The organism is Neorhizobium sp. DAR64872/K0K18, assembly GCF_050500175.1.
Taxonomy (GTDB): domain Bacteria; phylum Pseudomonadota; class Alphaproteobacteria; order Rhizobiales; family Rhizobiaceae; genus Neorhizobium; species Neorhizobium soli.
In genome coordinates, this window is the sequence record NZ_CP191445.1 from 1,077,726 (window position 1) to 1,096,748 (window position 19,023).

Here is a 19,023-nt window from a genome sequence, read left to right on the forward strand (position 1 = left end):
GTTATTGGGTCAACTGTAGTCGTCAAGATGGAGCCCCCATGTCGAGTCCGAATTCGTTTGAAATGTCACGACGGGATCTTCTCGTCGCAACCGCTGCCGGCTCTGTGGCCGTGGCAAATAGCAACAGAGCTGCAAATGCGCAGGCGGCAACACCGCCTCCCCGGCCGGGGACAGCGACGTCGCGGGTGGGTTTTGTCGTCAACGGCACACGCCAGGATCTCGATCTCGACAACCGTACGACCCTGCTCGACGCGTTGCGTGAGAACCTGCACCTGACCGGCACCAAGAAGGGTTGCGATCACGGCCAGTGCGGCGCCTGTACTGTCATGGTCGATGGTCGCCGCATCAATTCGTGCCTGTCGCTTGCCATCATGCACGAGGGCTCCGAGATCACCACGATCGAAGGCCTTGGCACACCGGACGAGATGCATCCGATGCAGACGGCATTCGTCAAGCACGATGGCTTCCAGTGCGGCTATTGCACCCCTGGGCAAATCTGTTCCTCCGTCGCCGTTCTTGAAGAAATCAAGGCCGGCATTCCGAGCCATGTAACGGAAGACCTGACCGCCCCCACGCAGGTTTCCGAGATGGAAATCCGCGAACGTATGAGCGGCAATATCTGTCGATGCGGGGCCTACCCGAACATTGTTGCGGCTATCACGGAAGTTTCGGGGAGGCAGGCATGAAACAGTTTACTTATGAACGCGCCGCATCACCGGCTGAAGCTGCGTCCAAGGCCGCCAACAACCAGAACGCCAAGTTCATCGCGGGAGGCACTAACCTCCTTGACCTGATGAAGCTAGAGATCGAATCACCGACCCATCTCATCGACGTCAACGGTCTCGACCTCGACAAGATCGAACAGAGCGAAGATGGCGGCGTCCGGATCGGAGCGCTCGTGCGCAATACGGATCTCGCCTCGGACGAGCGCATCCGCCGCGACTACGGCGTGCTTTCGCGCGCACTTCTCGCAGGCGCATCGGGTCAGCTTCGTAACAAGGCAACGACGGCCGGCAACCTGTTGCAGCGGACGCGCTGTCCTTACTTCTACGACACCGCCCAGCCTTGCAACAAGCGCAAGCCCGGAAGCGGTTGTTCCGCCATCGGCGGCGTGACCCGCCAGCTGGGCGTGATCGGCGTCAGCGATGCCTGTATCGCCACCCACCCCGGCGACATGGCAATCGCCATGCGTGCCCTCGATGCAACCGTTGAGACGGTCAAGCCCGATGGCGCAACACGCGCGATCCCGATTGCCGACTTCCATAAACTGCCCGGCGATACGCCCGAGATCGAAACCACGCTTGAGCGCGGCGAGATCATCACGGCCGTCACGCTGCCGGCACCTGTGGGTGGCAAGCACGTGTATCGCAAGGTGAGAGACCGTGCGTCCTATGCGTTCGCTCTTGTGTCGGTTGCCGCGATCATCCAGCCGGATGGCACCGGTCGCGTTGCGGTCGGCGGTGTGGCTCCCAAACCATGGCGCGTCGAAGAGGCGGAAGCCGACTTGCCGCAGGGGTCCAAGGCCGTGATGGCCAAGGTCTTTGCAGGCGCAAAGCCAACCGAAGAAAATTCGTTCAAGGTGACACTGGCGGAGCGCACGCTCGCCGGCATCCTTGAAGAAACCAAGGGGTAAGCCATGCTATTCGATCGTCCCGCCACGACCAATCCCATCGACCAGATGAAGGTGGTCGGCCAGCACATCACGCGTATCGACGGCCCTAAGAAGGTCACCGGCACGGCGACCTATGCCTATGAATGGAACCACGCCAACCTCAATGTTGCCTACGGCTATCCCGTAGGCGCCGGCATCGCCAAGGGCCGGATCAGCTCGATGGATATCCAGGCGGCCCGCAACGCTCCGGGCGTTCTGGCTGTCGTCACGGCTGAAACGGCTGGCAAGCTCTCCAAGGGCAAGATGAATGCGGCCAAGCTCCTCGGTGGCCCCGAGATCTCGCATTATCACCAGGCCATCGCCGTCGTCGTCGCTGAAACCTTTGAGCAGGCTCGCGCCGCAGCGAGCCTCATCAAGGTGGATTACGTTCGCGCTCCCGGTTCCTACGATCTGGAAGCAGCGAAGGACACGGCCAAGAAGCCGGAGGGCTCCGAAGGTGAAGACGCAGACACCTCTGCCGGCAACTTCGACAAGGCGTTCGCCGAGGCAGCGGTCAAGTTCGACCAGACCTACACGACACCCGACCAGTCACATGCGATGATGGAGCCGCATTCGTCTCTTGCCATGTGGGACGGCGACGAAGTTACGGTCTGGACCTCGAACCAGATGATTGCCTGGAACAAGTCAGAAATGGCGATCACGCTCGGCATCGATCCGGAGAAAGTCCATATCATGTCGCCGTTTGTCGGCGGTGGTTTCGGCTCAAAGCTTTTCCTACGGTCGGATGCGGTGCTTGCAGCGCTTGGTGCGAAAGCGGCGGGACGCCCCGTCAAGCTTGCGCTTCCGCGTCCCTTCGTGATGAACAACACGACGCACCGCCCGGCAACGATCCAGCGTATCCGCATTGGCACCACGCAGGAAGGCAAGATAACCGCGATTGCTCACGAAAGCTGGAACGGCAATCTGCCGGGCGGCAGCCTGGAGACAGCCGTGGCGCAGACTCGTCTTCTCTACGCCGGCGAAAACCGGATGACGTCGATGCGGCTTGCGGCGCTTGATCTGCCAGAGGGCAATGCAATGCGCGCACCGGGCGAAGCGCCTGGTCTCATGGCGCTTGAAATCGCCATGGACGAACTGGCCGAGCAGCTCAACCTCGACCCCGTCGAATTGCGGATCATCAACGACACGCAGGTTGATCCGGAAAAGCCTGAACGGAAGTTCTCGCACCGTCAGCTGGTCGAATGTCTTCGCCGGGGTGCTGAAACCTTCGGCTGGGACAAGCGCAACGCCGAGACGGGTCGCGTCAAGGACGGACGCTGGATGGTTGGCATGGGTGTTGCGGCAGCGTTCCGCAACAACATGAACATGAAGTCTGGCGCTCGCGTGCGGCTCGATTCCGAAGGCGTCGTGACTGTCGAAACCGACATGACGGATATCGGTACGGGTAGCTACACGATCATCGCCCAGACCGCGGCCGAAATGATGGGCGTAACGATCGACAAGGTTGCCGTAGAACTCGGCGATTCCCGCTTCCCGGCGTCGTCGGGATCGGGCGGACAGTGGGGCGGAAACAGCTCCACCGCCGGCGTCTACGCCGCATGCGTGGCGCTGCGGGATGCGATCTCGCAAAAGGTCGGTTTCAACTCCGCAGATGTCACGTTTGCCGACGGCCAGATCCGTTCCGGCAACCGCAGCATTGCTCTCGCTGAGGCAGCTGGCAAGGATGGTGTCGTTGCGGAAGATACGATCGAGTATGGCGATCTTGCAGAAGAGATGCAGCAATCGACATTCGGTGCCCATTTCGTCGAGGTCGGCGTCGACATGTACACGGCTGAAATCCGCGTTCGGCGCATGCTGAGCGTCTGTGCAGCAGGGCGCATTCTCAACCCGATCACGGCCCGCAGCCAGGTCATCGGTGCGATGACGATGGGCGTCGGCGGCGCCTTCATGGAAGAACTGGCCGTCGACAAGCGTCGCGGCTTCTTCGTCAACCATGATCTCGCCGGCTACGAAGTTCCTGTCCATGCCGATATTCCGCATCAGGATGTCATCTTCCTCGATGAGACGGATCCGACCACCTCGCCGATGAAGGCAAAGGGTGTTGGCGAACTCGGCCTTTGCGGTGTGGCGGCAGCGCTTTCCAACGCCGTGCACAACGCAACCGGCGTGCGTATCCGTGATTACCCTGTCACGCTCGACAAGCTGCTGCGGGACATGCCGCAGGTCGGCTGATCCGCTCGGCATCGTTATGCAAAACTCTGGCCGGAGCATCCACAGATGCTCCGGCCTTATATTTTTAGAACCTCGTCGCGCCAGAAGACGATAACATAGCCGCCGCGTGCTTCAGCGTTGGATGCCCATGCCTTGAACTGCGGCATATAGGGCGGATGACGCCACAGATCGGGATAGTCGGGATCGGCAAGGACCGTAATCTGCTGTCCTTCCCCATAGACCATCAGGTGGGATCTTTGAGGAGCCCACTCGTCGCCCAGTCCTTCGCGCGTTAGCCAATGGCACACGAAGTCGCGGCAAAGCATCGGTCGATCCTGGTAGATGGAACAGCCTTGTCCGGCAACGCAGTGCCTGCACCACTCGTCGGCAGGCTTGTCCAGATCATCAATGTCCGGCAACCGGCAGCAAAGGGTGCAGGTTCCGCACGCGCGGCCCTCGACAATGGCTGGTGTCATTCTTGCGATACGCTTCCTGCGTCTTCGGGATACCCCCGGTCTGCGACCTTCAAACAGTTTCGTTCAAGAGCCGCACGCGATTGAAGAGGCTGCCGGATCCAGAGTTGGGTGCGGGAGGCCGCAAAACGGCACCGCCCGCATATCACTGCGGGGTGTGTGACGCAAGAAAAGCGCTTCGGTTCCGACGCATGCGGGAAACGGAAGTTTAATCGATGAGCCTTAAGTCTGATGCAAACGGAGATTTTTCCACAATGACGACGAGTTGCCAAGGCTGCCGCGACGGCGCAGCATTCGAACTACCGTTCTCGATGGCATTCCAGCCGATCGTCGACATCGCAACAGGCAAGGTTTTCGCCCACGAAGCGCTTGTTCGCGGTCCAAACGGAGAAGGCGCCGGGTCAGTTCTATCGCAGGTGCAGGCCGACAACCGCTATGCGTTCGATCAGCAGTGCCGGGTCAAGGCGATCGAACTTGCCGCGCAGCTCTACGACCCCGCTGACGACGTGAAACTGTCGATCAACTTCATGCCGAACGCCGTCTACGAACCGCGGGCGTGTATCCGCCTGACGCTTGCCACGGCCATGAAGACGGGTTTTCCGCTTGATCGCATCATCTTCGAGTTCACCGAGAACGAGGAGTTGGATACCAGGCACATCCTTCACATCCTGCGGACATACCGGGATATGGGCTTTAAAACTGCGATCGACGACTTCGGTTCAGGCCACTCCGGTCTTGGCCTCCTCAGTCATTTCCAGCCCGATATCGTCAAGCTGGATATGGACATGATCAGAGGGATCGACACCGATCCGGTCCGGCGCACCATCGTCAAGCACACGTTGCGGATGCTCGAAGAACTCAACATCGTGCCGCTCTGCGAAGGCGTCGAAACCGTCGGCGAAATGTCGGCCCTGCGGGATTTGGGCGTGTCCCTCATCCAGGGCTACCTGCTCGCCAAGCCAAGCTTCGAACACCTCGCCATCCCGGCTTCCGCGAAGGCGATGCTTGCTGCTGCGGCCTGAGAAACGGTGGGATAGGCGAACCAAAGCGGAATGAAAGGTCCGGTATCGGTTTCGACGCAGTGGAAACAGGCAGAGATGCCCACTGGACGCTGGCAAGGGCAAGCTCAGGCTAACTCGATTTGACGAGTGAAACAGCGCGTTCGTTCACGTTCGAGACAGCTTGACGTCAATCGAGACAGTACTTTTCGCGCCGGAATGCAGGTGAGGGATATTTCCAGAAGGGATGCAAAATCAACGCTCTTTAGAGCGAGTGGTGCCCCATGCCGGAATCGAACCAGCACTCCTTTCGGAACTCGATTTTGAGTCGAGCGCGTCTACCAGTTCCGCCAATGGGGCACGGAGGGTATGGTGAAGGCCTCTAACATGGCCTCGGCGGCGGATGCAAGAAGAACTATTCGGATCGCTGCAAACCGCGATGTCAGGCATTGCGTCCGGCAATCGCCAGGATCTTTTCGCGCAGCAGACGCGCCATGTTGCGGGTGTTGCGGTAGAGGTGAAGCTGTGTCGCCACCTGTCTCACGTCGCGGTCGCTGTTGCGGGCAAGGCCGATCACCAGCGTTCCCATTTCCTCGCGCTCTTCCCATAGCCTGCTCATGATCGGATGGTCGGGCACGGCGCAGCTGTCGGTGCGCAGGATGTTGGCATCATCAAGGTGCCAGTCGGTCAGCTTCATGACCAACAGCTTGCCGGGCGAATAGCGGCTGAGGCTCTCGTCATAGGCGGTCTTCCAGGAATAGGCCTCGCCGGCCATCAAGAAGATCACGATCGAGGCGATCGCGCGGCCGTCGAGATTGATCGTGTGGATGCGCACGGCGTCCACTTCGGCAAGATTGGTGATCGCTTCGCGAGCAAAGGCTGCGCGGTAACGGTCGTTGATCAGGGCCGAACGCTTGCGGCCTTTCCAGCCTGTCGATTCAAGCGCCAGGAATTCCTCCATCCGCTGGCGCACCTCTTCCGGCTGACGGGCGACGGCGTATTCGAGCCTTCCCAGCTGTCCAAGCTTTCGCCACTGGCGCTGCATCTCGCGGTAATGGTGCGGCGAGACGGAGGCCTTCATATAGGTTTCGCCGTCCTGAAGGCTTTCCAGCATCGGCCGGCGAAAGCTGTCGGTGACGGCAACGGGCAGGTCGCGGCCGATGGCAACGGCGCGCGCAAGCTGGGCAAAGCGGCCGCCTAAGCGCACGTCGGGCAGAACGAGAACGGAGGGAAGTTTTGCTTCCCGGGCAGTCAGGGCCTCCAGGAGGTTGTCGATGGTTTCGGCCGCATCTTCGGCATCCACCAGTGGCGTACCGAGCGGGCCGAACGGATTGGACCAGACGCGGATGATCGGGGCACCCATGGCAAAGCCTGGTTTCTCCACGGTAAACGGCATTAAAAGGCGAAGGCGGCTATGGCTTTCGCCTTCGTCACGGATAAGCGCCAGTCTCACCTGGCGGTCATCGATGCGCGGCATGGCGGGGGCAAGAAGCCGCGCCGAGAAGAAGATGTTGGGTTCCATCGCGCGGTGAGACAAAAATTCGAGTTCTTCCTGCAGATCGTAACCGAGACCTGCCGGATAGAGGCAAAATTCGCGGCCGGGCCGGCCGATTTCTACCCGTGTATCGGCATCCGGCCGGTCTGCGCGAAGACGCGACGCGACGTTCGGCATTGTGACGTCGTCGTATTCCTTCTCGCTCCTGTTCGGGGGAAGAGCCATTGTGTCTATCGAACCTTGAACGAGGGTCTGGGCAGTGGATCGGAAAAAGCGAATAGCACGATTCCGAGCGTGCGGCGTACTGCTATGTGCAGCAACGTCGCCTCGATCATCATGGCGCCGGCGGTCGCCATCGCCGCACCGACCAGCCCATAATGTGGTATCAGCACGACATTGAGGACGATGCTGCCGGCAAGCGTTGCCGTATAGACTGCAACGCAGAGCTTTTGCCTGCCCGCCATGCTGAGCAGCACTTCTCCGGGGCCGACGAGCGACTTGGACAGAATGCCAGCAAACAGGATCACCATCAGGATATAGCCTGAAGTGAAAGCGTCGCCGAACAGCGACAGAAGCAGTTCACCCGCAGCAAGCGTCGTCAACCCGACGACGAGCGACGGCCAGAAGGTCCAGCGGACGGTCTGGCCCGCGAATGTGGCCAACGCCGTCATGTCGCCTTCCGCCATGATGGCGGCGAAACGGGGAGCGGCGGCCGCCTTGATGGAGAAGTAGACGAACTGCACAAGGACGATCGTTTTCGACGCCGCAAAATAGATCCCGACATCGTCCGGCGGCAGAAAGATGCCGACCACGACCACGTCCGCATTGGTCAGCAGGAAGCCGATGCCGTCGACTACAAATAGCGGGATCGAGTATCGGATCCAGGAGCCAAGCCGGTAGCGCCGCGATGCATTGCCGTAGCTGCCTTTCAGCCGAAGTATGAGCTGCGTCAGATGCGCAAACGTTGTGGCGTATGTGGCGGCAAGCGCCGCCAGCATGGCGGTCTGCGCATCGCGCGGCGCATCGGACAGGACGGCTGCCGTCATGAAAGTGAGGATCAGGATGGGCCTGAGGATGTAGGTTGGCGCCAGCGCCGATATCGTCCAGCCATGGGTACGGGCAATCCCGTCGAGGATGTCGCCGATGCCGATCATCGGAATGATGAAAAGAGCGATCGAAACCGGCACGATGTAGTAGGGCTCGATGCTGCTGCCGAACGCCCAGAGAAAGGCAAAGCCGAGGCCGCCGATCACGGTCGAGGTGACGAGCGCGACAAGGCAGGCGGCAAGGCTCAAGCCGCGGATCTCGCCGTTTTCACCCTCTGCTGAATGCTGGTGGATGAAGCGGATGATCGAGGTGTGAAAGCCGAGGCAGGAGAGATTGCCGACGAGGATGACAATCACCCAGACGAAGGCGAACAACCCGTATTCGAACTCGCCCATCAGCCTGGCCATGACGATCTGGGACAGGAAGGCGATAGCGGCGCTGAAAATGCGGATCGCAAACGCGGTCATGGCCTGGCGTTGCGCCCGCGCCGTATCGCTGTTTTCGGTCACAGTGGCTCTGATCCTGCCCGTCAGCGGTGCGACTCTGGCACGCAAACCGGCCGGAAGCAGTCTTTCCGCTGTTTCGATCACCGCCATGATGGGCACGCAATACTCGTTACGCTACAGGAGCCATGCTCGCAAATCTGCCACAGCAGGGTTAAGAAACGGTTGGCTCAGCCGACCCGAACGTTAAGACGGCGACGTTCCCGCAAACGAAAAACGCCGCCCGAAGGCGGCGTTCTATCGATAGCACTGATGTTGCCCGATCAGGCCTGTTCGAAGGCGCCGTGGCAGTGCTTGTATTTCTTGCCCGAACCACAGGGGCAAGCCTCGTTGCGGCCGACGCGCCCCCAGGTAGACTGGTCTTCGGGATGACGATCGGCAGGCGCTGCGATGAAGTCGCTGCCGTCTGCGCCCGACACCTGGTCTTCGCCGGTCGTCGGGTCGAAATGATGCTCCTCGAACACCGATGGCGGTACCGGCGGCTCGGGGTTCTGCACAAGCTCGACGCGCATCATCTGGGCGGTCACGGCTTCGCGCAGGTTCGCAAGCAGCGCCTGGAACAGCTCGAAGGCTTCCGCCTTGTATTCCTGCAACGGATCGCGCTGCGCATAGCCGCGGAACCCGATGACGGAGCGCAGGTGGTCGAGATTGACGATATGCTCGCGCCACAGGGCGTCCAGCGTCTGCAACACCACGGAGCGTTCGACGTAGTTCATCACGTCGGCACCAAACCGCTCTCGGCGATCCTTGACGGAAGCTTCAGCAGCGGCAGTGATCCGCTCGCGGATATCGGTTTCGCCGATACCCTCTTCGGTCGCCCAGTCCTCGATCGGAAGATCAAGGTTCAGCAGGCGATCAACGTCTTCGCGCAGTTCCTTGACGCTCCACTGTTCGGCATAGGCCCGCTCAGGGATGTGCTTGGCAACGAGGACCTCGATCACTTCGTTGCGCATGTCCTCGATGGTCTCGGACACGTCTTCCGAATCCATCATCTCGATGCGCTGCTCGAAGATCACCTTGCGCTGGTCGTTGGTGACGTCGTCGTATTTCAGAAGGTTCTTGCGGATGTCGAAGTTACGCGCCTCGACCTTTTTCTGCGCCCGCTCGAGCGCCTTGTTGATCCAGGGGTGGACGATCGCTTCGCCTTCCTTGAGACCAAGCTTTTGCAGCATCGAATCCATCCGGTCGGAACCGAAGATGCGCATCAGATCGTCCTGGAGCGACAGGTAGAATTTCGAGCGGCCCGGGTCACCCTGGCGGCCGGAACGGCCACGCAGCTGGTTGTCGATGCGGCGGCTTTCGTGACGTTCCGTGGCGATGACGTAAAGGCCACCGGCTTCCAGAGCCTTGCCCTTCAGGACCTTCACCTCGGCACGGACGGCAGCCTCCTTGGCAGCGCGTTCGCCCTCGTCCTCGATGCCTTCGAGCTCGCGCTCAAGGCGCATGTCGATATTGCCGCCGAGCTGAATGTCGGTACCGCGACCGGCCATGTTGGTGGCGATCGTGACGGCACCGGGCACGCCGGCCTGCGACACGATATAGGCTTCCTGCTCGTGGTAGCGTGCGTTTAGAACGTGGAATTTCTCAAAACCGGACTCGCGCAGCATGGTTGCCAGAAGTTCGGACTTTTCGATCGAGGTCGTACCGACCAGAACCGGCTGGTTGCGTTCGCTGGCCGCCTTGATCTCGACGATGATCGCCTTGAACTTTTCCTCAAACGTCCGGTAGACTTCGTCATCTTCGTCGATACGCTGGATCGGCAGGTTGGTCGGAACCTCCACCACTTCCAGCTTGTAGATGTTGCCGAATTCTTCCGCTTCCGTCTGCGCCGTACCGGTCATGCCGGCAAGCTTGTCGTACATGCGGAAGTAATTCTGGAAGGTGATCGAGGAGAGCGTCTGGTTCTCCGGCTGGATCTGCACCTTTTCCTTGGCTTCCAGCGCCTGATGCTGACCTTCGGAATAGCGGCGGCCCGGCATCATGCGGCCGGTAAACTCGTCGATGATGACGATCTCGTCGTTGCGGACGATATAGTCCTTGTCGCGGGTGAAGAGCTTGTGGGCCTTCAGCGCGTTGTTGATGTGGTGGACGATCGCCACGTTCTCGACGTCATAGAGCGATTCGCCCTTCAGCAGGCCGGCCTGACGCAGCAGGCCTTCGAGCTTTTCGGTTCCCTCTTCGGAAAAGTTGGCCGAGCGCTGCTTTTCGTCGATTTCGTAGTCTTCCGGAGACAGCAACGGAATGTAGGCGTCGATCGTGTTGTAGAGATCGGAACGGTCGTCCAGCGGGCCTGAGATGATCAGCGGGGTGCGGGCTTCGTCGACCAGGATCGAATCGACTTCGTCGACGATCGCGAAGTTGTGGCCGCGCTGCACCATCTGGCCGCGCTCGTATTTCATGTTATCGCGAAGATAATCGAAGCCGAGCTCGTTGTTCGTCGCATAGGTGATGTCGCAGGCATAGGCCTCGCGGCGTTCGTCGTCCGACAGGCCGTGGACGATGACACCGGTCGACAGGCCAAGGAACCCGTAGAGGCGGCTCATGATGCTGGCGTCGCGCTGTGCGAGATAATCGTTGACGGTCACCACATGCACGCCCTTGCCCGACAGTGCATTGAGGTAGACGGGCAGGGTTCCCACCAGCGTCTTGCCTTCGCCGGTCTTCATTTCGGCGATTGCGCCGTCGTGAAGGATCATGCCGCCGGTCAGCTGGACGTCGAAGGGTCGCATGCCGAGTACGCGAAGGGCCGCTTCGCGAAGCACCGCAAAGGCAGGGATCTGGATATCCTCCAGGGTCTTGCCGTCTGCCAGCATCTGGCGGAACTCCGCCGTCTTGTTGGCGAGCTGCTCATCGGTGAGCGCCTTGGTGGCTTCCTCGATTGCATTGATCTTCTCGAGCATCGGCTTGTAGCCCCGCACGCGGCGCTCGTTTGCAGATCCGAACAGTTTGCGGGCAATGCCGCCAAAGCTGACCATACGAATGGCCCTTTCTGATGTCAGTCCCTGATGTCACTCGTCGAGACCACGATTGAGCTTGTCGGCCGGCGGCGCCTCTGACAATTCGACCCGTGGCGCCCGCAAAGCTTCTGGACGCGAAGTTGCGTGACAGATAAGAGGGGGTCCGAATTATGTCAACGGTGACGGCCGATACAGAATGGCCACAATCCGGTGTTTGTGAAGGTTTTCCGGCCGGTGCCAGACGTTCTGGATCCGGTTCACCAATCGAAAGGTAACTCGATGCTGCGCCACAAACTTCTCGTATCGGCTGCTATTGCCGCTGCGATCTTCGTCCAGGCCCCGGCTTTCGCCGCTGACGATACGGTCGTCGCCAAGGTGGGCAGCCTGAACATCACTCAGGCCGAACTCGACGTCGCGGTCCAGAACCTCGACCCGCAGCTGGCCCAGCTTCCCGAAGAACAGAAGAAGGTTGCGGCCCTTTCCGGCGCAATCGACGTGAAGCTTCTGGCAAGCGGTGCTGCCGCCGAAGGCCTTGGTAACACCGAGGACTACAAGAAGCGCATGGCCTATATCGGCGATCGCGAACTGCACAACGCCTACTTCCGCAAGCACGTGGTCGATGCCACGACGCCCGAAGAAGTAAAGGCACGCTACGACAAGGAAATCGCGTCGATCCCGAAGCAGGAAGAGGTCAATGCTGCCCATATCCTGGTAAAGACCGAGGATGAAGCAAAGGCCGTGATTGCCGACCTCGACAAGGGTGGCGATTTCGCAGCCATTGCCAAGGAAAAGTCGCAGGATTCGAACAAGGACGAAGGTGGCGATCTCGGCTGGTTTGCCCAGGGCCGCATGGTTCCGGAATTCGAGCAGGCCGCGTTTGCCCTCGAAAAGGGCGCCTACACCAAGACCCCGGTCAAGACCCAGTTCGGTTTCCACGTCATCAAGCTTCTCGACAAGCGCGAAGCCGCTCCGCCGGCACTCGACCAGGTCGAGGACCAGGTCAAGCAGCTCGTGATGCGCGACAAGTATGTCGCCATTATCGAAAAGGCGAAGGCCGACCAGAAGATCGAGATCATGGATGAGGGCCTGAAGAAGGGCTACGAGGACGTGAGCAAGATGCAGGACGGTGCAGAAGCGCCGGCACCGGCACAGCAGTAAAATTCGCATCTGGGCCCGGTATATCCGGGCCCTTTCCTATTCAGTCAGGTTGTTCAGATGTCCTCTTCCGTCTCGCCGCTCGCCCCGAAGTCCTATCCCGAAATGCCGGCCCTGCGCGGCGTCCGCATGGCGACAGCTGCCGCCGGCATCAAATACAAGAACCGTACCGACGTGCTGTTGATGGTGTTCGACGCACCGGCAGCGGTGGCCGGCGTGTTCACCAAGTCGAAATGCCCGTCGGCACCGGTGGATTTCTGCCGCGCGAACTTAGCCCATGGCACCGCGCGGGCCGTGGTGGTCAATTCCGGCAATGCCAATGCGTTTACCGGCGCCAAGGGCCGCCAGGCAACGGAACTTACCGCACAATCGGCAGCGGCTGCTGTCGGATGCAGCGAGAATGAAATTTACCTCGCATCGACAGGCGTCATCGGCGAACCGCTCGATGCCACGAAATTTGCAGGCGTGCTTGGCGATATGCACGGGTCGGCCACGGGCGATTTCTGGCAGGAGGCTGCCAAGGCGATCATGACCACGGATACCTATCCGAAGGTCGCGACCCGCATGGCGGAGATCGGCGGCGTCGCGGTTACGATCAACGGCATTGCCAAGGGTGCTGGCATGATCGCGCCTGACATGGCGACGATGCTGTCTTTCGTCGTCACCGACGCCGATATCTCGTCTTCGGTGCTTCAGTCGCTTCTCTCTGCAGGCGTCGAGCCGAGCTTCAATTCGATGACGGTCGATAGCGATACATCGACCTCAGATACGCTGATGCTGTTTGCAACCGGGGCTGCTGCTTCCGACGGCCAAGCGCCGATCACCGATCCCGCCGATCCGGCGCTTGCCGCTTTCCGGGATGCGCTGAACGCGCTTCTGAAGGACCTGGCGATCCAGGTTGCCCGCGATGGCGAAGGCGCCACCAAGATGCTCGAGATCACCGTCACGGGCGCGGAAAGCGATGCCGCCGCCAAGACGATCGCACTGTCGATCGCCAATTCGCCGCTGGTCAAGACCGCAGCCGCTGGCGAAGACGCCAACTGGGGCCGGATCGTCATGGCCGTCGGCAAGGCCGGCGAAGCCGCGGACCGAGACAAGCTGGCGATCTGGTTCGGCGATGTCCGGGTTGCCGTCAATGGCGAACGCGATCCTGCCTATTCGGAAGAGGCCGCGTCCAACGTGATGAAGGGACAGGACATTCCGGTCAAGGTCGAACTCGGACTTGGCTCCGGCACCGCCACGGTCTGGACCTGCGACCTCACGAAGGAATACGTCGCCATCAACGGAGATTACCGGAGCTGATGACGGATATGACCGCATCTCCCGTTCAAGCCGATCTGCCCCTTGTTCGAAGGCTGGAAGCGGTCGGCTTCCGGGCCTGGCCCGCGGCGTCCGTGGTCTATGACGGCAGCTGGCAGGTTCGGCTGACGGGGAGCCACCCGTCGAAGCGGTTGAACTGCATCGTGCCGCTCGACCCGTCCGATTACAGGGACATGGACCTGCGGCTCTCAAAGACCAGAAAGCGTTTTGCCGATTACGGACGGTCTCTGGTGGTGCGCGAAACGCCGCTCGCACCGCCGCACCTGATCCGTCATCTGGAGGATGATGGCTGGCAGATGTTCGAGACCGCAGATGTGATGATCGGCGATCTCGCCCACCTTCCGCTGCCGCCGACGCTCGGTCATCTTCCCAGCCACGATATCGGCCGTTTCGTCGATGCCTGCATTGCAGTGGGGCAGGACGACGCAGCGCTGAAGCCGGCACTGGCGGAAATCCTCAGTTCCATCAAGCCGCAATCGGGCTTCTTCATCAAGGAAAGCCCACGTCACGGCGCCGTCGCCGTCGCGCTTTGCGTGCAGGACAACGATCTTGCGGGCGTCATGTCGTTTGCCGTGTCGCAAACGGTTCGGCGGCAGGGCATCGGCTCGGAAATACTTGCCTCGGCACTGCGCTGGGCGCGCGTCAGCGGTGCCCGTTCGGCATGGCTGCAGGTGGAGGCAGACAACGAACCGGCGATTGCCCTCTATCGCCAGTTCGGCTTTCGCAAGGTCTATGAATACCGCTACTGGCGCAAAGGGTGACCGATCTCATGTCGAGGAAAATTCTTCTCGTTGCAGCCTGCGCGCTGATCGATGCCGATGGCCGCATCCTGCTTGCGCAGCGCCCTGAGGGCAAGTCGCTGGCCGGGCTCTGGGAGTTTCCGGGGGGTAAGGTGGAGCCTGGCGAAACGCCCGAGGAGACGTTGATCCGTGAACTCGACGAGGAGCTCGGGATCCAGACGAAGGAAGCCTGCCTCGCGCCGCTGACATTTGCGAGCCACACTTATGAAACCTTCCATCTGTTGATGCCGCTCTATGTCTGTCGCCGTTTCGAGGGCATTCCGCACGGGCGCGAGGGGCAGGCGATCAAGTGGGTCAAGCCGAACGCGCTTCGGGACTATCCGATGCCGCCCGCCGACGAGCCTCTGATCCCGATCATTCAGGATCTTGTCTGATCGAGATCAGTCGAATTAGCGCAGTCGAATTCAGAGCCTGTTAACCTTTAATTCAGCCCATCGTGGCATCGTCAGGGGGATCAGTGACTGCGTTGACGAGGCTTTTCAGCGATGGAAGACGAATTCTGGAAAACTGTGCAGGCCCGCCAGCGGGCAAAGCACAGATCCGGTAGGACCGGCGCCCTCAATATTGCTCTGCTGTTTGGCACCGCTGCGGTTGCGCTTGCGCTGATCGTGACGCCGATGCTCGCCGGCCACGACGACCAGCAGCGGCTGGCAACGGTCAAGCAGGACTTCGACATGATCACCACCGGCTCGATCAAGCCGGTCGAGAAAGGCACGAAAACCTACACGATCCGCCGTAGCGTCCTTCAGGACACGCCGGGCTCCGTCTGCATCGTACAGGGCTACGGCGCAAACGATGGCTGCTAATTAACGATTAGTCGCTATAGTCGGGCGACAGATCAGCGGTTTACCGGATAAAGGGCAAGTCATGCGTCTCCTGCGTTCCTTCATGAGCGATGAATGTGGGGCGACGGCTGTCGAGTACGGCCTGATCATCGCGATCATATCGGCCGCCTTGCTCGCCGGTTTCGGCGCTTTTTCCTCGGCGCTCAGCAATATGTTCAGCTTCCTCGGCGGCAAGGTCGACAAGCCGATTACCTGACCCTCCCCCGATCGTTACCCTGATCTATCAGTTTTCGTTCTGCGATCCGCGCAGCGCATCTTCCAGCCGCATCTTGGCCGATCCCGGCTTCAGGGGCTTTTGCTGGCTTTCATGCGGCGCCCATCCCGATGCGTAGATGATCGAAAACGTGGCCCGGATGCGCCCATCCGGATCCGAGTAGCGTTCGGCATAAAGCTCGGCGGCTTTCAGGAAAAAGCTCTTCGTCAGCGGCTTGCGGCTGCGGCCAGCGAGCGCATTGGTCATGCCCATGCCGCGCAAGTCCCGCATCAGCGCAAACAGGTTGTCGTAGCGCACCGTATAGGTTTCCGCATCGATCACGGGCAGGGCAAAACCCGTCCGCTGCAGTAGCCCGCCGACGTCGCGCACGTCCGCAAACGGAATGACACGCGGGCTAGCGCCCCCGGTCATTTCCACCTCGGCCGACAGAAGTACATCGCGCAGCTCGGCAAGCGTGCCGGATCCGGGAATGGCGGCAAGGAACAGCCCGTCCGGCTTCAGCGCCCGGCGGATGCGGACCAGCGTGCCGGGAAGATCGTTGATCAAGTGAAGGGCGAGCGGTGAGACGATGAGATTGACCGTATCCGGCTCAAGCGGCACATCGTCGAGCGGTGCGACCGTGATGTCTTCGCCAGAGACGGCGAAGGTAGGATCGCTCTCGACCCGGACCATGTTGTCGATCTTGCCGGTTGCTTTCGCTTCGCGGGCTGCAGTGCCGGTACCGCCATGCAACTCGACACCCTGTTCGAACTGCCGTTCGACCACGGACAGCCGCTCGGCCAGTTCGCGTCCGGCTATATCCAGCAAAAACGCCGCGTTGCGGTCGCCAGCGACAATCGCACGCCGGCGCCGTGCTTCGACCAGTTCGGCGTCAAAAATGATGTCCATGTTTTCCACTCAATTTCCGCGGGTCGCAAAGTCGCTCTCCGTCGATTAATGTCAAGCATGTCTTCGTCCCCCGCCTTGCGATCGCTGAGGAGCATGGTATCGGCCGCGTCCGTCTGGACACGCCGGATAGGCGACGTCGTCTACCCGCCAGCCTGTCCCGGATGCGGCGTGATCACCGGCAGCCATCGCGGTTTCTGTGCACAGTGCTGGCGCGGTCTGCGCTTCATCGAACGTCCTTACTGCGAGGTTCTAGGCCTTCCGTTCTCCTATGATCCTTCCGATCCCGCTTTGGATGAGCAATTGCTGATCTCGCCGGAAGCGATCGCCAATCCCCCGGTGTTCGACCGCCTGCGGGCTGTGGCAATCCACGAAGGTGCGGCACGCTCGCTCGTCCATGCGCTGAAATATAGGGATCGCACCGACCTCGCCGCAATGATGGCCGGGTGGATGCTGCGCGCTTGCGAGACCCACGTGGCCGATTGCGACGCTATTCTCCCGGTGCCGCTTCATCGCTCGCGCATGTTCTGGCGCCGGTTCAATCAGGCAGCCGAGCTCGGGCGGCATCTCGCCGCTCAATCCGAAAAGCCCTTTCTTGCAGCAACATTGCTGCGCACGAAGAGCACGCGGCGTCAGGTGGGGTTGACCGCGCGGGGCCGCGAGGAGAACGTCCGCGCCGCGTTCAAGGTGGCCGCGGGTCGCGAACAGGACGTGTTCGGCAAGCATATCGTACTGGTCGACGACGTGTTCACGACCGGCGCGACAGTGTCTTCCGCAACCCGGTCGCTGAAGCGGGCAGGGGCTGCCGAGGTGACGGTTTTGACCTTTGCAATGGCCATTGCCGGGCCTATATGACAGAGACGGCAATTGTGACGCGCTGCACAAAGTCCTGACAGTACGTGGAGAAAATCATGGCAGATGTGATCATTTACACCCGCGAATATTGCGGTTACTGCGCCCGCGCCAAGGCGCTGCTCGAATCCAAGGGCGTTGCCTTTACCGAGCATGACGCGACCTATTCGAAGGAACTGCGCGCCGAAATGGTGCAGAAGTCGAACGGCGGTTCGACATTCCCGCAGATCTTCATCGATGGTCGGCATGTCGGCGGTTGCGACGACCTGCATGCGCTCGACCGTGCCGGCAAGCTCGATCCGCTTCTGGCGGCCTGAGGAGATTTTTCAATGACCGCGGTCAAGGTTGCAGCGATCCAGATGTGTTCGGGCGTCGATCCGGTCAGGAATGCGGCCGACATGGCGCGCCTTGTCCGTGACGCTGCAGCCCATGGCGCGACCTATATTCAGACCCCCGAAATGACCGGCATGCTGCAGCGTGACCGCAAGGCGGCCCGCGAAGTATTGCGGGGCGAGGCGGATGATGTGATCGTCTCGACTGCGCGCGATCTCGCAAAAGAGCTTGGTGTCTTCCTGCATGTCGGCTCGACCGCCATTGCCCGCGACGACGGCAAGATCGCCAACCGCGCTTTCCTGTTTTCGCCAGACGGCGCAACCGTCTGCAGCTACGACAAGATCCACATGTTCGATGTCGATCTCGACAATGGCGAAAGCTGGCGCGAGAGTTCGGCCTATGAACCCGGCAACGAAGCGCGGGTCGCCGATCTTGGTTTCGGCCGGCTCGGTTTTGCGATTTGCTACGATGTGCGGTTTCCGCAGCTGTTTCGGGCTGAGGCCTTGGCCGGCGCCGAAATCCTCTCGGTTCCGGCTGCCTTTACCCGCCAGACGGGCGAGGCGCATTGGGAAATCCTGCTTCGGGCCCGCGCCATCGAGAACGGCACGTTCCTGATTGCTGCGGCACAGGGCGGCACCCACGAAGATGGCCGCGAAACCTACGGTCATTCGATGATCGTTGATCCCTGGGGTAAAGTTCTGGCGATGGCTGGCGGCACCGGCGAAGAGGTCCTGATCGCCGAGATCGATCTCGACCAGGTCCGGGCGGCACGCCAGAAGATCCCCAACCTCAAGAATGCCCGGGAGTTTTCCGTGGCGATCGTCCCAGACCGCGGTGACAGGGAAGAGGCGGCGTGATCAAATATTCGCTCGGCTGCGAGAACGGACATGCGTTTGAAGGCTGGTTTGCCCAAAGCGCCGATTTCGACCGCCAGGTGGAAAGCGGCTTTTTAACCTGTCCGGTCTGCAATTCCACCGCGATCTCAAAATCCCTGATGGCGCCCGCCGTTTCGACAGCACGGAAGAAGGAAGCCAAGCAGGAGTTGGCGATGAATATGGCGCGCCATGAGGTGATGGCGAAGCTCAAGGAAGCCGTCGCCGGTATCCGCGCCAGTTCCGAAGATGTCGGCGAGAAATTTCCGGAAGAGGCGCGCAAGATCCATTACGGCGAGGCCGATGCGCGCGGGATTATCGGCAAGGCAAGTTTCGACGACGTGCGCGAGCTGATTGATGAGGGCATCGACATCGCCCCCTTGCCGACGCTCCCGGAAGACGGCAACTGACGCCGGTCTCCAAGTTCATTAGCGATGTCGGAAGTATCTTG

19 protein-coding genes and 1 tRNA gene are annotated in these 19,023 nt (G+C 60.8%); 14 read left to right on the forward strand and 6 right to left on the reverse strand.

The window, feature by feature from the left end:
- The first annotated feature begins 38 nt into the window (after positions 1-38).
- The 3 genes from paoA to paoC are packed head-to-tail and all read left to right on the forward strand — an operon-like array spanning position 39 to position 3,844.
- Positions 39-686, forward strand: a complete 648-nt coding sequence (gene paoA, locus ACQY1P_RS04760; RefSeq protein ID WP_062454375.1) for an aldehyde dehydrogenase iron-sulfur subunit PaoA — start codon at positions 39-41, stop codon at positions 684-686.
- A complete protein-coding gene (locus tag ACQY1P_RS04765) occupies positions 683-1,633 on the forward strand; it encodes an FAD binding domain-containing protein (protein WP_062577460.1) in 951 nt (316 codons plus the stop codon). The genes paoA and ACQY1P_RS04765 overlap by 4 nt, the downstream gene beginning before the upstream one ends.
- 3 nt (positions 1,634-1,636) lie before the next feature.
- Complete coding sequence (paoC, locus tag ACQY1P_RS04770) at positions 1,637-3,844, forward strand: aldehyde oxidoreductase molybdenum-binding subunit PaoC (protein ID WP_062454371.1); 2,208 nt, start codon at positions 1,637-1,639, stop codon at positions 3,842-3,844.
- 56 nt (positions 3,845-3,900) lie between these two features.
- Here the strand turns inward: paoC and ACQY1P_RS04775 are convergent, their stop codons facing one another.
- Positions 3,901-4,299, reverse strand: coding sequence for a hypothetical protein (locus ACQY1P_RS04775; protein WP_325264175.1), 399 nt, complete (start codon positions 4,297-4,299; stop codon positions 3,901-3,903).
- A gap of 251 nt (positions 4,300-4,550) precedes the next feature.
- Here ACQY1P_RS04775 and ACQY1P_RS04780 point away from each other — a divergent pair, with 251 nt between their 5' ends.
- Positions 4,551-5,318, forward strand: a complete 768-nt coding sequence (locus ACQY1P_RS04780; protein ID WP_430253220.1) for an EAL domain-containing protein — start codon at positions 4,551-4,553, stop codon at positions 5,316-5,318.
- 251 nt (positions 5,319-5,569) lie between these two features.
- On the opposite strand, the gene ACQY1P_RS04785 is transcribed toward ACQY1P_RS04780, so the two are convergent.
- From ACQY1P_RS04785 to secA, 4 genes are all read right to left on the reverse strand, one after another.
- Positions 5,570-5,654, reverse strand: a tRNA-Leu gene (locus ACQY1P_RS04785).
- An 82-nt stretch (positions 5,655-5,736) separates the two neighbouring features.
- Entirely contained in the window at positions 5,737-6,966 is a 1,230-nt protein-coding gene (locus ACQY1P_RS04790) for a GNAT family N-acetyltransferase (protein WP_430253923.1), read from the reverse strand.
- Between the two features lie 53 nt (positions 6,967-7,019).
- Positions 7,020-8,432, reverse strand: a complete 1,413-nt coding sequence (locus tag ACQY1P_RS04795; protein ID WP_113469605.1) for a lipopolysaccharide biosynthesis protein — start codon at positions 8,430-8,432, stop codon at positions 7,020-7,022.
- Positions 8,433-8,602: 170 nt separating this feature from the next.
- Positions 8,603-11,314, reverse strand: a complete 2,712-nt coding sequence (gene secA / locus ACQY1P_RS04800) for a preprotein translocase subunit SecA (protein ID WP_092664569.1) — start codon at positions 11,312-11,314, stop codon at positions 8,603-8,605.
- Positions 11,315-11,575: 261 nt separating this feature from the next.
- Between secA and ACQY1P_RS04805 the strand changes: the two genes are divergently transcribed.
- The 6 genes from ACQY1P_RS04805 (at position 11,576) to ACQY1P_RS04830 (ending at position 15,612) form a co-directional block, all read left to right on the forward strand.
- A complete protein-coding gene (locus tag ACQY1P_RS04805; RefSeq protein WP_325264170.1) occupies positions 11,576-12,454 on the forward strand; it encodes a peptidylprolyl isomerase in 879 nt (292 codons plus the stop codon).
- 57 nt (positions 12,455-12,511) lie between these two features.
- Positions 12,512-13,753, forward strand: a complete 1,242-nt coding sequence (gene argJ / locus ACQY1P_RS04810) for a bifunctional glutamate N-acetyltransferase/amino-acid acetyltransferase ArgJ (protein WP_430253222.1) — start codon at positions 12,512-12,514, stop codon at positions 13,751-13,753.
- Positions 13,754-13,761: 8 nt separating this feature from the next.
- Complete coding sequence (locus ACQY1P_RS04815; RefSeq protein WP_430253925.1) at positions 13,762-14,532, forward strand: GNAT family N-acetyltransferase; 771 nt, start codon at positions 13,762-13,764, stop codon at positions 14,530-14,532.
- 8 nt (positions 14,533-14,540) lie between these two features.
- Positions 14,541-14,945 (forward strand): 8-oxo-dGTP diphosphatase MutT, encoded by a 405-nt coding sequence (gene mutT / locus ACQY1P_RS04820; protein WP_062577544.1) that lies wholly within the window; start codon positions 14,541-14,543, stop codon positions 14,943-14,945.
- Positions 14,946-15,056: 111 nt separating this feature from the next.
- A complete protein-coding gene (locus tag ACQY1P_RS04825; RefSeq protein ID WP_062454284.1) occupies positions 15,057-15,377 on the forward strand; it encodes a hypothetical protein in 321 nt (106 codons plus the stop codon).
- 61 nt (positions 15,378-15,438) lie between these two features.
- Entirely contained in the window at positions 15,439-15,612 is a 174-nt protein-coding gene (locus ACQY1P_RS04830; protein WP_325264164.1) for a Flp family type IVb pilin, read from the forward strand.
- A 27-nt stretch (positions 15,613-15,639) separates the two neighbouring features.
- Here ACQY1P_RS04830 and ACQY1P_RS04835 read toward each other — a convergent pair whose 3' ends face one another.
- Positions 15,640-16,518 carry a methyltransferase domain-containing protein gene (locus tag ACQY1P_RS04835; protein ID WP_430253224.1) on the reverse strand — a complete coding sequence of 293 codons (879 nt, stop codon included), beginning with the start codon at positions 16,516-16,518 and terminating at the stop codon, positions 15,640-15,642.
- 93 nt (positions 16,519-16,611) lie between these two features.
- On the opposite strand from ACQY1P_RS04835, the gene ACQY1P_RS04840 reads away from it, so the two are divergent.
- From ACQY1P_RS04840 to ACQY1P_RS04855, 4 genes are read left to right on the forward strand one after another with little or no spacing between them, the layout of a single operon-like run.
- Positions 16,612-17,370 (forward strand): ComF family protein, encoded by a 759-nt coding sequence (locus ACQY1P_RS04840; protein ID WP_430253226.1) that lies wholly within the window; start codon positions 16,612-16,614, stop codon positions 17,368-17,370.
- 56 nt (positions 17,371-17,426) lie between these two features.
- The gene (gene grxC / locus ACQY1P_RS04845; RefSeq protein WP_062454280.1) at positions 17,427-17,684 is read left to right on the forward strand and encodes a glutaredoxin 3; all 258 of its coding nucleotides are present in this window, start codon (positions 17,427-17,429) and stop codon (positions 17,682-17,684) included.
- Positions 17,685-17,696: 12 nt separating this feature from the next.
- Positions 17,697-18,557 (forward strand): carbon-nitrogen hydrolase family protein, encoded by an 861-nt coding sequence (locus ACQY1P_RS04850; RefSeq protein ID WP_430253229.1) that lies wholly within the window; start codon positions 17,697-17,699, stop codon positions 18,555-18,557.
- Positions 18,554-18,982 carry a DUF1178 family protein gene (locus ACQY1P_RS04855; protein ID WP_430253231.1) on the forward strand — a complete coding sequence of 143 codons (429 nt, stop codon included), beginning with the start codon at positions 18,554-18,556 and terminating at the stop codon, positions 18,980-18,982. The genes ACQY1P_RS04850 and ACQY1P_RS04855 overlap by 4 nt, the downstream gene beginning before the upstream one ends.
- Positions 18,983-19,023 lie beyond the last annotated feature (41 nt).

Excerpts from the sequence above, each read along its gene's own strand:
- grxC (WP_062454280.1), top strand. The coding sequence starts at position 17,427 with ATGGCAGATGTGATCATTTACACCCGCGAATATTGCGGTTACTGCGCC.
- ACQY1P_RS04840 (WP_430253226.1), top strand. The coding sequence starts at position 16,612 with ATGGTATCGGCCGCGTCCGTCTGGACACGCCGGATAGGCGACGTCGTC.
- ACQY1P_RS04790 (WP_430253923.1), bottom strand. The coding sequence starts at position 6,966 with ATGCCGAACGTCGCGTCGCGTCTTCGCGCAGACCGGCCGGATGCCGAT.
- mutT (WP_062577544.1), top strand. The coding sequence starts at position 14,541 with ATGTCGAGGAAAATTCTTCTCGTTGCAGCCTGCGCGCTGATCGATGCC.
- ACQY1P_RS04775 (WP_325264175.1), bottom strand. The coding sequence starts at position 4,299 with ATGACACCAGCCATTGTCGAGGGCCGCGCGTGCGGAACCTGCACCCTT.
- ACQY1P_RS04795 (WP_113469605.1), bottom strand. The coding sequence starts at position 8,432 with ATGGCGGTGATCGAAACAGCGGAAAGACTGCTTCCGGCCGGTTTGCGT.
- ACQY1P_RS04805 (WP_325264170.1), top strand. The coding sequence starts at position 11,576 with ATGCTGCGCCACAAACTTCTCGTATCGGCTGCTATTGCCGCTGCGATC.
- ACQY1P_RS04825 (WP_062454284.1), top strand. The coding sequence starts at position 15,057 with ATGGAAGACGAATTCTGGAAAACTGTGCAGGCCCGCCAGCGGGCAAAG.
- ACQY1P_RS04850 (WP_430253229.1), top strand. The coding sequence starts at position 17,697 with ATGACCGCGGTCAAGGTTGCAGCGATCCAGATGTGTTCGGGCGTCGAT.
- argJ (WP_430253222.1), top strand. The coding sequence starts at position 12,512 with ATGTCCTCTTCCGTCTCGCCGCTCGCCCCGAAGTCCTATCCCGAAATG.
- ACQY1P_RS04830 (WP_325264164.1), top strand. The coding sequence starts at position 15,439 with ATGCGTCTCCTGCGTTCCTTCATGAGCGATGAATGTGGGGCGACGGCT.
- ACQY1P_RS04765 (WP_062577460.1), top strand. The coding sequence starts at position 683 with ATGAAACAGTTTACTTATGAACGCGCCGCATCACCGGCTGAAGCTGCG.
- ACQY1P_RS04835 (WP_430253224.1), bottom strand. The coding sequence starts at position 16,518 with ATGGACATCATTTTTGACGCCGAACTGGTCGAAGCACGGCGCCGGCGT.
- ACQY1P_RS04780 (WP_430253220.1), top strand. The coding sequence starts at position 4,551 with ATGACGACGAGTTGCCAAGGCTGCCGCGACGGCGCAGCATTCGAACTA.
- secA (WP_092664569.1), bottom strand. The coding sequence starts at position 11,314 with ATGGTCAGCTTTGGCGGCATTGCCCGCAAACTGTTCGGATCTGCAAAC.
- ACQY1P_RS04815 (WP_430253925.1), top strand. The coding sequence starts at position 13,762 with ATGACCGCATCTCCCGTTCAAGCCGATCTGCCCCTTGTTCGAAGGCTG.
- paoA (WP_062454375.1), top strand. The coding sequence starts at position 39 with ATGTCGAGTCCGAATTCGTTTGAAATGTCACGACGGGATCTTCTCGTC.
- paoC (WP_062454371.1), top strand. The coding sequence starts at position 1,637 with ATGCTATTCGATCGTCCCGCCACGACCAATCCCATCGACCAGATGAAG.